The sequence below is a fragment of the Parabacteroides sp. CH2-D42-20 genome, assembly GCF_003670185.1.
GTDB lineage: Bacteria > Bacteroidota > Bacteroidia > Bacteroidales > Tannerellaceae > Parabacteroides > Parabacteroides distasonis.
Genome location: NZ_RAYG01000020.1, coordinates 61,511 through 74,581, shown reverse-complemented (window position 1 = coordinate 74,581; position 13,071 = coordinate 61,511). Strand labels below are relative to the sequence as shown.

General features: G+C 39.5%; 10 protein-coding genes. All 10 read right to left on the bottom strand.

What is annotated here, in order from left to right; genetic code table 11:
- Positions 1-1,194, bottom strand: a complete 1,194-nt coding sequence (locus D7V92_RS12655) for an ATP-grasp domain-containing protein (protein ID WP_226766751.1) — start codon at positions 1,192-1,194, stop codon at positions 1-3.
- A gap of 86 nt (positions 1,195-1,280) precedes the next feature.
- Positions 1,281-2,528 carry a glycosyltransferase gene (locus tag D7V92_RS12650; protein WP_009276276.1) on the bottom strand — a complete coding sequence of 416 codons (1,248 nt, stop codon included), beginning with the start codon at positions 2,526-2,528 and terminating at the stop codon, positions 1,281-1,283.
- Between the two features lie 67 nt (positions 2,529-2,595).
- Entirely contained in the window at positions 2,596-4,110 is a 1,515-nt protein-coding gene (locus tag D7V92_RS12645) for an oligosaccharide flippase family protein (protein ID WP_121773003.1), read from the bottom strand.
- A 29-nt stretch (positions 4,111-4,139) separates the two neighbouring features.
- Positions 4,140-5,573 carry an O-antigen polysaccharide polymerase Wzy family protein gene (locus tag D7V92_RS12640; RefSeq protein ID WP_121773002.1) on the bottom strand — a complete coding sequence of 478 codons (1,434 nt, stop codon included), beginning with the start codon at positions 5,571-5,573 and terminating at the stop codon, positions 4,140-4,142.
- Between the two features lie 47 nt (positions 5,574-5,620).
- A complete protein-coding gene (locus D7V92_RS12635) occupies positions 5,621-6,598 on the bottom strand; it encodes a glycosyltransferase family 2 protein (protein ID WP_009276273.1) in 978 nt (325 codons plus the stop codon).
- 51 nt (positions 6,599-6,649) lie between these two features.
- Entirely contained in the window at positions 6,650-9,097 is a 2,448-nt protein-coding gene (locus tag D7V92_RS12630; RefSeq protein WP_121773001.1) for a polysaccharide biosynthesis tyrosine autokinase, read from the bottom strand.
- Between the two features lie 30 nt (positions 9,098-9,127).
- Positions 9,128-9,925 (bottom strand): polysaccharide biosynthesis/export family protein, encoded by a 798-nt coding sequence (locus D7V92_RS12625; protein WP_005855491.1) that lies wholly within the window; start codon positions 9,923-9,925, stop codon positions 9,128-9,130.
- 49 nt (positions 9,926-9,974) lie between these two features.
- Positions 9,975-10,403 (bottom strand): BT0820 family HAD-type phosphatase, encoded by a 429-nt coding sequence (locus D7V92_RS12620; RefSeq protein ID WP_005865215.1) that lies wholly within the window; start codon positions 10,401-10,403, stop codon positions 9,975-9,977.
- 34 nt (positions 10,404-10,437) lie between these two features.
- Positions 10,438-12,387, bottom strand: a complete 1,950-nt coding sequence (locus D7V92_RS12615; RefSeq protein ID WP_121773000.1) for a nucleoside-diphosphate sugar epimerase/dehydratase — start codon at positions 12,385-12,387, stop codon at positions 10,438-10,440.
- Between the two features lie 238 nt (positions 12,388-12,625).
- Positions 12,626-13,063 carry a hypothetical protein gene (locus tag D7V92_RS12610; RefSeq protein ID WP_008771646.1) on the bottom strand — a complete coding sequence of 146 codons (438 nt, stop codon included), beginning with the start codon at positions 13,061-13,063 and terminating at the stop codon, positions 12,626-12,628.
- Positions 13,064-13,071: the final 8 nt, after the last annotated feature.

Here is a 13,071-nt window from a genome sequence, read left to right as displayed (position 1 = left end):
TTACACCATTTCAAATTTAATCTTTTTGACAGCTTGCCCACATAATCTTACAGCTTCTTCACGGGTATTACCTTGCGTTATAACATAGCCTACTCGATCAAGTCCATTAGATAGCTCCGGAATAACTTCACCTATTTTCTTCATAAATCCAACCTCAATAACGCCTGAGATACCTCTGGCTTCATCTACACCTTCTACCGACTTAAAAATACCTGGAAGAGGTTGCAGGAAGCGAATAGCCGCACCTTTATCATATTTCTTACATAGATCAGGAGTTTCTCCTAAAGCTATACGTATATTGGCCTCTACCATATTTACCCCTGTTGATAGCGGAACAAGATGTGTTGTAATACATCCTCCACCCAATCTTGCGCCTATCTCCACTATTTTAGGCCCAGTAGACGTAAGTTTTATTTCCGTATGCGAAGGACCATGATTGATACCTAATGCTTTAATCCCTGCTTTTGCAACTTCCGATATCCTCATTTTAATATCTTCCGCAAACATGGAAGGCTGCGTATGTCCCATTTCTACAAAATAGGGCGCACCAGAAGTTAGTTTATCCGTAACTTGAATCACATGGCATACTCCATCAACACTCATTGTCTCTACACTAAACTCATCGCCTTCCATATACTCTTCAAGTAGAACTCGCCCATCCCTACTGTACTTTTTGCTATAATCAAAAGCTTGGATCAAAACCTGTTCTTCCGCTATATCTGTTATAAGTTTCACCCCACGATTCCCCGAATTATCAGCAGGCTTTATTATAAATTTAGTCGTAAAATGTTTGGTCGCCTCCATAAATTCATCAAGCTCACTAACTATATAAAACTCAGGAATAGGAACATCATGCGCCTTAAAACATCTACGCATTTCGGCCTTATTTGTCGCATTAAGAGCCGTTTGAGGGGTAATACCTATTAATCCCAACTCTTCACACACCGCAGCGACCGCTTGCATAGGCATATCGGAAGCAAGCGTCATTATCCCATCTATTTGATAAGTACGAGCAGCCTCTACGATTCGGGGTGTATCTATCGTGCTAATCTGCAATTTCGTTATCCCCTCTTCTTTAAACCCTACAGCATCCGGATCCATGTCTACAGCAATTACATCCAGACCCATTTCTTTAGCCTTCTTTATAGCAGGAAGCTGGAGGAGACTTGCTCCCAAAATCATTATTCTTTTCATCTATTAGAGTAATAAATATAGTATTAAACTTATATGAAGATTTTTAGGGTATATGTATTTTTCTTATTACAGCAAATCACATCTAATCACATATTATTCAGAAAGTTCAAAAATATACGATAATTTTTATCCGCATTATAAAATTCTTCCCAACCTGTCCGAGCGTTATTTCTATACAGCAGATATTCTTTTTCATCCATTTTAAAAAAAAGCATAATCCAACCTGCAAGTTCTTTGGGCTTAAAATCCGAAGACAATAAGATCCCATTTTTATAATTTTCAATAACCTCTTTAGTTCCTCCAACATCTGTTGCTACGCAAGGAATTCCAAAAGACATGGCTTCCATGATAGAAACAGGAACTCCTTCTGATGAACTAACGTTGAGAAACAAATGGTATGGTTTCTTTTGATAAATAGACATCAAAGTTTGATTATCTACATACCCATGAAAATGCCAGTGAATATTTCCATGCAACAATTTTACGGCAAGACACTTAATATCAGACAATAAAAGGCCATCACCATAATGATCCCATCGAACTCGAATATTCTTAATTTGGGCTAATGCCTCCACAATAAGATGTATTCGTTTTATAGGAGAGACCGTAGAACAACTGACAAGTCGAAATTCATCCATTGATTGTGGAAGAATTGCCAGACCTTGATCCATAGTTCCAAGACGAGAAAGTATTACTTTTTCCTTATAGACAGGATATTTTTCCACAAGATAATTAACCCCATCTTGTGCAATCATAATCGTTTTATCAAGATTTTCCAATAAATACTCACGCAAAGGAATATAATGTTCCTGATGTCTTTCTTCATACAAATCGAATCCATGCCCTCTAGCTACAATTTTAAAATTGGGTAATACCTGTTTAATCAGTAATCCAACATAAGGTTGATATTCAAAACGGTATGAATACAAAACCCCACAATCAAGATTATCAAAAGTCACTTTTCTTTTGAACCATTTCTTTATTTTTCCAGCCTCATAATACGAACGACTAAGATAAACAAACAGACGCACCACACGCTGAAAAGACATTCTTTTCTCTTTACCTAGCTTCCACAATTCCTTATAAAGATTAGCATTTCCTAAAACTCTAAGTGAGTTAAATAGATAAACATAGTTAGGTGCTTTTTCAACTGGGAATACTTCAAATTTATCTGAAGGTAATTCTCGTCGAGATTGTAGATCTCTTTTTCTTAACTGCAATGAACAAATATAAATACGATCAAAATACTGTTCATAATATTTCACCTCAGTTTCCAAATATGGTTCACCATTACCATAAGGAAAAAAGTTTGCAAGAAGGATTAGATTTCTCATTTTCAAATTATTATATCAAAAAAACATTTACCATCTATCAATAAAACAGTATTATTCAACAATAATATTATTTATATTTCATCATGGACACTAATTTTTCTCTTTCAATCCGAGAGAACAAGACCATAAAAATCAATCCAATCGCAATACTAAATGCACCTATTAAGAAAAAGAACATTTCAATCCATCCAAAAGGACGTATATCAAAAAAAGAACAACTTAGATATATTATACCCATGATACAAATTATAAATACCGAAGGTATAATTACTTCCTTAATATAATCCCCTATTATAAAATCTAACTCCTTATATGCTAACATCATTATTGCTATCAGATTCACAAATTCAATAACAGACATTACTATAAACACACTATACAGAGGTAATTTCAAATGAAGCATAAGCCAAGATACAGGTAAGTTAAATAGCATAATAAACATTTCACATATTTGATAATTTCGCATGCATGCAGCCGATTTAAAAGTCGTGTCAATAGCATCATGCCAACAACGTATGGCCACAAACAATAGAATACATCTTATAAAGGTCGCAGCTCCTTCCGGTTGTTTTCCCAACCAAACTTGCAAAATCTCAGGAATGAATAAAAATAGAGGGAAGCCCAAAACTACGCATATAGCAAATCTCGCTTTAGTCGCTAAAAATTGAAGATTATAAAAACGTTGTTTATCTGTTGAAAAAACCATCATGCTCTGAGGTTGAAAAGCAACAGTTATATCATTCACTAAAGTCTGTAACGCATTTTTCACTTGATAAGAGATTGCACGTGAAGCATTAGCTACTATTCCACCAAATATATTAAGAATAAAATTCACACCTTCACTCGTGAGATAGTACCCCAAATTACCAAAGAAATTCCATCCTGCAAAAGCTGTCATACGTTTAAATAAAACTTTATCTTTTACAAAATGAAATTTCACTGTAGTTTTAAAAGTTTTATAACAATACCCTCCTATCATAAGAATATGTACAATAGTTACACACAAAAGTAATATCGCATAAAATACAACTCTTTGAATCGGACTAAATGACAGAATAAATATTACACAAAGTCGTAAAACAGAATCTATAATAGAAATAACAGCCAACGCATCAAATTTCTCATTCGCCATAGCAAGAGCATCAAAAGGAACTGTAATTATAGAGACTGCTGCCGAAAATATAGTAAAATGAAGTATACATCCTGCAACAATTAGTTTTTCAGAATTCAAATTAAGATTTGGGAGTAATATCGCACCTCCAATCTCTGCTAATAGAATAAAGACAACAGCAATCAGCACATGAATTATCATCCCCATGCAGAAAATTTCATTTTCCCTTGCAATACTCTCTTCCTTATTTACATTTAGAAATCTCTGAACAGATGCAGCAAATGTTGATTTAAGTGACGTAAAAACAAGAATTATACTACCAACAAGTCCATATAATCCAAAATCATCAATTCCCAAATATTGCAGTAATACTCTTGATGAATATAGCGCAATCAACATGGTTACAGCTTTCCTTCCATAAAGCAGTAACGTATTACGAGCAATACGCCTATTGTTTTCAGAAACACTCACAACTATTAAAATTAAAAATTATTTTTAGTCTATACTAATTTAGCACAGCGTTTCCGTGGAACACCAAACACAAAAAATACACTAACAAAAACAACAACATATATAAAGATTGTAGCAGGAAGCGATAACATTGTAATAAATTCAGTAAATCCTCCACGTGGCGCCCAAAGAAGTCGAGTTATAATCAAAAGCTTCATCGATGTGTTAAATGGTTTATTTTTATCAAATTTAGCTAATAACGCCAACATAAATCCATAAATTATATTTCCAAATACTATTCCAATATAACCAAAATCATGATACAATTCAGCTATATAACTTGTACCTGTCCCTGCTCCTTCAAGATATTTATCACGGAACATTAAATATGGAAGCGCATGAGCTAGATGATAACCTTCGGTAGCCTTATCAGCATTATTACCTGTACCATCAGAACCAAAAACTAATCCAAAGATACCATCATGAAGAAAATGCATCGAATAAAATCGATCAGATCTTAATTTATAGTCTAACTCATAAGATCTTTTTATCACATTAACACTTACTCCATTATTATATACAAATTTCACAAGAGAGTCACCTATATTTTTAAATTCTATCTGATCTCCAGTTCGTATTTTAGAAAAAAGCCCCAACCCGACAAGTAAAAAAGGAAAAGATATCAGTCCTATTCTTACCCAGCTTTTCTTTACCCATACTTCACCATCTCTTTTATTTCGATAGAAATAATATATCATCAAAAATAAAGCCCCTAGGATAAACGGTCCTCTTTGCCCTCCTAGCAGTGTAAAAATCAAGTATAGAAAATAAGACCCACAGATTTTGTTACAAGACTTCCGATCTGGCAATGTTGCTAGATAACAACAGAGAGCAACAGGAAGAGCCTGCTCTATTCTGTTGAGTGTCAACAATAAATAATTGCCTCTCATCATCTCCTTTCCTTCGATCGTATAGCTGGCCAAATAGCCTATCGTATGTACCAGAACTACAATGAATATTGCATAGATTACAGAGAAGACTAAAGCGAACCAAAATATTCCAAGAGAATATTTGCGTATAAATTTTATATATTTATCAGGTAAAACATATCCACCATGACTCTGTTTATTTTTCCTCTTATTACGCACATAAAAGAACATATAAGAAAAAAAAACGGTCACCAAACTCAGCAACATACACAATTCCGCATGTGTATTAACGTCTTCTGAAAAGGCTTCCACCTCATAATCAAAATAATAAGATAGTAAATGCCTACCCATAAGAAATGAAAAAAAAGCCACACAAAAAGCAAATAGCATACCTTTTGATTTCAAGTCTCTTACAGAATATATAGTCATATTTACCCACACTAAAAAAAGAGCACTTATTATAAATTCAGACTGATTAACCAAGAAAAACAACACAAAAATCACATTTAAGATCAAAAACAACCAAAACCCTATATATCGTCTTACCATTATCATGTAATCATATATAAAACATTATCAATATATATCATAATAAAAACTACTCATTTTTTCTTACCAAGAATCATAAAATGATACAATGGACGATTCAAGATCATTATGTTATGAATTATCGTCTCCTTTAATGATTGATCAATAACAGAAAAATATTCCTTATATCGATTTAAAATCATAAGCACCTCATCATAGATTACATTAAAATCTGACTCTTTCCTAGCATGGATAAATGTCGCATGAGCACTTCTGAATAATTTATATACCCCAAACGATATAGTTCTTCGAGAAAAATCATTGTCAATCATATACTCAACCATTTCTTGAGTTGCATAAATGAGATCTAAATGCCTTCTCTGAAATTCAGAGCGTACGATACTACCTTCACGTTGGAGATAATAATACCCGGGATTAGGTATATATGACACCTTTCTTGAATGAGCAATATGCTTATATGTAGTATAAGAATCCTCAAAATATTTACCTATCGGATATAAATAAGCTAGGATCAAGCTTCGTTTGATAAGTTTAGAACAAGCATGATTCCCATAATATTCCTCTCTACATAACTCTATTAGAGCTTCTTCCACTCCCATACAACAAGGAGCCTTTGTTGGCATACTCAATCGTATAGAAACTCCTTCCGATGTTTCTGTTGCCCTGTAATACGGAGAAACCACCATATCAATTTCACTAGAGGCGAGTCCTTCAACTAGATTCTGAATAAAATGCTCCGATACCCAATCATCGGAATCCACAAAAATCACAAACTCTGATTTTGATCTTTCTACCGCATAATTCCTCGCATCTGATAATCCCCCATTCTGCTTATGATAAACCCTGATTTTTTCCGGATAGTTGATTGCATATTCATCACAGATGGCAGGACACTCATCTGGAGAACCATCATCTACCAAAGAGATTATATAATCATCATAAGTTTGATTCAATAAAGAATCAACACATTTTCTCAAATATGGCTCGACCTTATACACTGGTACAATTATATCGATTTTGGGTATATTCATATTATTTAATTGCGATTAAAAAAGATTATAATTTAATAATTCGATAGAGACTCACCCCTTTTTCTTATTCTCTGCCTCAAAACCATACCCATAGCCGTATCCATAACCATAATGTTTACCATAGCCATAACCGTATTTCTTACCATAACCGTAACCATAGGTGTTCTTACGTTTGCTCAGGTCGATTCCATTGATCACTACCGCCAACTTGTCAAATTTATGCTCGTCCCTAAGAACATTAATGTAGCAGAAAGCGGCTTTCGGGGTCACGTCCGCACGGCAGACATAAACACACATGTCGGCCACACGGCTTATTATGGCCGTATCAGTTACCATACCGATCGGGGCTGTATCCAGCAACACGTAGTCATAACGGGATTTCAATTGCTCTATCGCCTTCTCCAAGGTATCACGGGCTACCAGTTCCGTCGGGTTCGGGGGAATCGTTCCTCCTAAAAGGATATCCAGGTTCGGACTGATGCCGGAAGGCTGCACAAGATCAAAAAGATCCTTATCCTCCGGATCCATCAGATAATTAGATATTCCTTCCTGCCTTTTCGATAAATCGAAGACCTTATTCAAGCCCAGCTTACGGATATCCATACCAACCACTACCACCTTCTTTCCCAAATAAGCCAAGCTGACAGCGAGATTTCCGGTCACGAAAGACTTACCTTCTCCGGGCTGCGTAGAAGAAAAAAGTATGACCTTTTGATCTTTCCGGAGCATAAAGAGCAGATTGGTCCGCAAACCTCGGAAGGTCTCCTCCATCATGTCGTTCTTATTCTCACGCACCACGATCGCTCCCTTATCGGAGGATTTATGACCACACAAGGGCAATTCGCCCAAAATCGGAACATTCGTCAATTGCTCCACATCGCCACGATTCTCGATCTTATATTTCAATAATTCCACGACAAAGATGATTCCCACCGGAATAAACAGGCCCACCACAAACGCAGCCAATAAAAACACGAGCTTCTTGGGAGCCACAGGATCCTTCCCGGGTAATGGTTCCTCTACAATACGACCATTATTAGCCGTGGCTGCCAATGTGATCGCATTTTCCTCCCGCTTCTGCAACAGCATGATATATAAAGTCGCCTTGATTTCTTGCTGGCGAGAAATAGTCATGAACTCTTTCTCTTGCTTTGGAGCATCACTAATCCGGCTCTCAAATTTACTAGCCTGACGCTCAATATCTTTCTGGGCGATTTGTAGTCCTCGCAAGACACTATTCACGGTTGTCTCGACATTGCGTCTCATCGCCTCAACGCCGGTGTTCATGTTTATCACCGCCGGGTTATTTTCCGAAGAGGTACGTAATAAACGTTTACGCTCGATGATCATCGTGTTATATTGTTCAATCACCCTAGTGAGGTTTTGATCCTGTAACCCTACGTTTGCAGGAATTACCTCTTCCTTGTTGACCGGATCGTTGATATAGGTACGCAGAAATTGAACCAAGCTGATCTGTGTAGCGTTCTCCGTACGTTGCTGCTCATACTTGGAACTCTCTTGTAAGGCTAGACGGGCATCACTTGTCAAATCCGTCAGACCGGATCGTTGCTTGAAATCCGCCAACTCGCTCTCCGCCGTACCCAACTCATGGTTAATTATACCGATACGCTCCTCTATGAACTCGGCGGTTTTCTGAGCTACCTCATTCTTCTCATCGTTCGCGTCTTGATTATAGAACGCAACCAAACGATTCACGAAATCCACGCCTCGCTCCTTTACTGTATTGTTCACGCTGATCTTCGCTATCGTCGTGGTCTGGGAAGAGGCGGTCACGCTCAAGTCTTTCATATAATCCTCGGCGGTCTCCGTCGGCGTATTTATGGTAACACGTAAAGCGATTTCCTCTTCTTCCATATACAAGGTATCGCCTCGCGTAAAGCTTAAAACACCCACAGGTGTTGGTAACACCGCCGGCAATTGATCAAATGCCTGTTCTATCTCTTGCTCTTCCTTATCTTGCACATATTCAGCCTTAACAGACAATTTTCCTGTTTTTGTAAATGTAAGATCCAGCTTAATCGGCTCCTCCAATTTATCGGCCTCTTCTGGTGTCATATAAATCCGCACCGGACTATTCTTATAAAGAGGCATCGCATAACCGAACGCTCGCTTTTCCGCTACACGAACATATAAATTCAGGTCGTTCACGACTTTTTTTATCAATGTACGGGATTTCAATATCTCCACCTCGTTATCAAAATTATTTGTCATGGAAAACATTCCCAAGTCTTGAATGGCCGCCAACGGATTGTTGCCCGAACCGCTTCGCTTATCCTCCTCCTTTATCAACACGGAACTGGAAATGTTATATACAGGCGTTTGATAACGAAGAAACAGGTAAGTGGCGATGCAACATATCAATATACTAGCCACAAACCAACGCCAATAAAAAAGGTATTTAAATAAAAGAGCGACCAAATCAATCTCTTGTTCCTCGTTCTCTATCCCAGTGTTATTATTTATCCGTTCGTCTATCATCTCTCTTAATTTTCAATTCTCAATTTTCAATTACTTAAGTATGTTTACCAACAGGCCGGCAATAGATACCAGAATCGAGAGTGAGCTTACCCAAAGGGTCGTGCTGTTACCGATATCGGAGTTCTTAGCCTTCGTCTTGTTCGGGGTCACGTAAATAATATCGTTTTGCTTCAGGTAATAATACGGGGAAGTCACGACTTCGGCATTATTCAAATTCAAGTTAATGATCTCACGCTTACCGTTCACGTCCTCACGGATCAGCTTGACGTTATCACGGACACCGTAAATCGTCATATCACCTGCCATCGCCAAAGCCTCCAGAACGTTCACCTTCTCGTTGCCGATCGTGAAGCTACCCGGACGGGCCACCTCACCCAACACGGAGATCTTGTAATTAGCCATACGGACCGTAACGATCGGGGATTCCTTCAAATAAGGTTTCAAACGCTCACGAATCAAGTCCTCCGCCTCGTTCTTGGTGAGACCACCCACTTCCAAGCGACCGATAACAGGGAAATCGATCTCTCCTTTATTATTCACCAAGTATTGCTGCATGGTCGGTTGCGTGGTCGTACTGATATTTGTCAAAGCCGCATTGATTGGAGTCTGTACCGTCAAGTTGAATGGGGTCGCAGCCTTCGGGTCTGTCGTATTGACCGTGATGCTCAACAAGTCTTTTGGCATGATCTTTGCGTCATACAATGGAAGGGTCTCCTCAAAATCGTTCACTGCCTCTGGGTTTTGGAGGTATGGTACGTTCTTGTAAGAAGTACAACTCGCTACCAATAGAGGTAAAGCTAATAAAAGTAGTAATCTTTTGATTTTCATATTATTTTGTTATCTTTTTTTATTTCATTGAACACAGAATGATATGGATTTAGCGAAACAAACGAGAGAAAAGGCCTTTCGGTTTCTCCGGTTCGTATTCCGACTCGTATTTCCGCATTAAATCCTCATAGGAAAGTCTTTTACTCACCATCTCATAAATCATACCCCAGTCCGGGAGACCACCAAGATTACGGTCATCAATAAAAATGTCGGCCTTCAGCTTACGGGAGAAATGGTTATTCAGGCTTTTCTCTTCCTCCGGGTAATCTCGGTTCACGGCGTAAAACTCCAAGCCCCGCTCTCGGCAAAAGGTGACAGCCTCATCCAAAAGCTTACCCTCTCGCACACTCCATAAGATCAGCTTGTGGTGTTCTATTTGTAACTTTCTCAATGTCTCGAAAGCGAAAGGGATCTCCTTCCCTATCGCCGGATATTTATGCTCAACGATTGTTCCGTCAAAATCTACTGCGATAATCATTTATAATTCAGATTTATAACTACCAACTAAATTGCTAATTCACTCCGTCCAATCTCGTGAATTGAGAGTTTTGGCTCTTGAACTCGGGGACGAAGGATTTCATCTCTCTCACCATAGGAAGAATATGTACATGAAGGGATAATTCAGCTAATAGATCAATGTGCTCTACCACATCCTTGTAGGCATACTCCCGGACTGCTGCCACACGAATCTTCTCATGAGGGGTTTCCTTCGTATTCTCCTTGTTGCTCAATAGTTCCTCATATAATTTCTCACCGGGACGAAGACCTGTGTATTTAATCTCTATGTCTTTATCCACCTGCAAACCAGAAAGCTCGATCATACGCTTCGCTAAGTCAGCGATCTTGACCGGCTCACCCATATCAAAGATGAATATCTCGCCGCCCTTGCCCATCGTACCGGCTTCCAACACCAAACGGCAGGCTTCGGGGATTGTCATGAAGTAGCGGATGATATCGGGATGGGTTACCGTAACTGGGCCTCCTTTGGCGATCTGATCGCGAAAACGAGGTATCACGGAGCCATTACTTCCTAATACATTACCGAAACGGGTCGTGATAAACTTAGTGTTTCCCGCTAGAGCCCCCTTACTGATCGCCACACTCAAGCTCTGCACATATATCTCAGCGAGGCGCTTGCTACATCCCATGATATTCGTTGGATTAACGGCCTTATCCGTACTGATCATCACGAATTTCTCTACACCATAGCTTACGGCGGCATCCGCTATCACTCGGGTACCAAACACGTTGGTACGAACAGCCTCGCAAGGGTTCTCTTCCATCAAGGGGACGTGCTTATAAGCTGCCGCATGGAATACTACCTGGGGATGCCAATTGCGGAATACGTAATCTACACGGTCCGGATTCCGGACATCGCCTATGATAGGTACAAAATCCAGTTCCTTATACTTCTCCTCCAATTCCAGGCGTAAGTCATGCATCGGAGTCTCGGCGGCATCAAGGCAGATCAGTTTCTTGATCGGGAAATGCGCCAGCTGGCGGCAGATCTCGCTACCAATGCTACCGGCCGCTCCCGTAACAAGGATCATCTTATCTTTCAATAAGAGACCGATTTCGCCCAGATTTATACTGATCTCCTCACGACCCAGCAAGTCCTCAATACGGATCTCACGGACTGAACGCTTCATTCCGCCCTCATGGACCTCCTCCATATCAGGAACCACGAGAGGCTTCAAGGAGGCCTGCTCGCAATAATGAATCAAACGATCACGTTCTCGTCGGACGGTCTTTATATTCGGGAAAAGGATACCATCCAAGTTATTTCTGGGGATCAGACGCAACAAGTCATCAATGTCCTCGATCTGGTAAACGGGAAGTTCCGCTATGCGAAGGTTCTTTTTAGCGCTACCAAACGTCAAGAAGCCGATGATGCTATAATTTTGCATGAATACTTGCCGGTTGGGTGATGTGGCTATCATCACGCTATCCTCATCCATACCGAACACCAGTACACGCTTGCGCTTTTTTCCAAGTTGGGACAACACGCTATTATATACATTAATCACGAATACACGTAAGGTGATCAGCAGAACAATCGTCAACATACAATCGGTTATCCCTCCCACCCAATATATAGAGGAATTGAAATCCGCCCTCAAAAGATGAAGCAGTATGAACATGAGGATGGATTTTGTGATGGCGACACCACCAATCCTCCATAGTCCACGTAGCGTGGAATGACGGATCACCCCGTGATAAACCTTGAACGTAAGAAAAGAAAGGATACTGGCCACAAAGGAAGCTATTCCTACCTTTAATACACTGATCCCGCTTATGTATACATGCATGATGGACAATAATCCCAGCACTCCTATCAAAGATACACATAGGGAAATGAAAAGATCCGCACAAAAAATGATCCAGCGGTTGATATACCGCAAATTTACCAGACGCCCCAGCGCTAAACGCCAGCGATTATAACGATATTTCACCTTTTCCATATTTGTTTTATTCATATCTATCTAACTATAATAATAAGCGACCGAACCTCTCAAGTGGTTGGAGTGGTATAAGCTAAAGCAAGAGTCTAGTCTATCGGTTAAAGAAAAAGGGACTCTCCTCGCTACTAGAGATAGCTGACCTCTTGATCGATATCGGCCGCCTAATTCTCATTTTCTAATTGCGACCTAGCGATAATATATTCTTGATTGGAGGCTCTCTTGAACCTCAGAAGTATCTTTAATCAATCTCCATGTCACGATCCATGGACGTGTTTTTTACTTCCTGCATCGGAAAATACCTCACCTCTTCCTTATGCCACTCCTTGTAACCGTCAAGCGTACGAGTAGGGACGGATAACCGACCGTAGTCATTGCCTTCGCGATGGAAAAGATGGTTACGTGTATAGGAACGTAACTCGCCATCTGTCCAAGAGACCATCACGATTGGAAACGGGTACGTGGTGAGGCTTAACGGGGTCACTAAGGTACGGGAAGATATTTGGCGTAACAGGTAAGCTGATTTCTCGAACGCCACCCAATACGGACCCGTACAGTAAAGATGGATGAAGGCACGATTATCCGACTCTCGCTTAAGAATCTCTTTCAAATGGTTTCCTAACAACGAGATAAGGCGTACTCCGGATCTATCCTCTTTTTTACCGTAGTGCGTATCCATCTATGTGT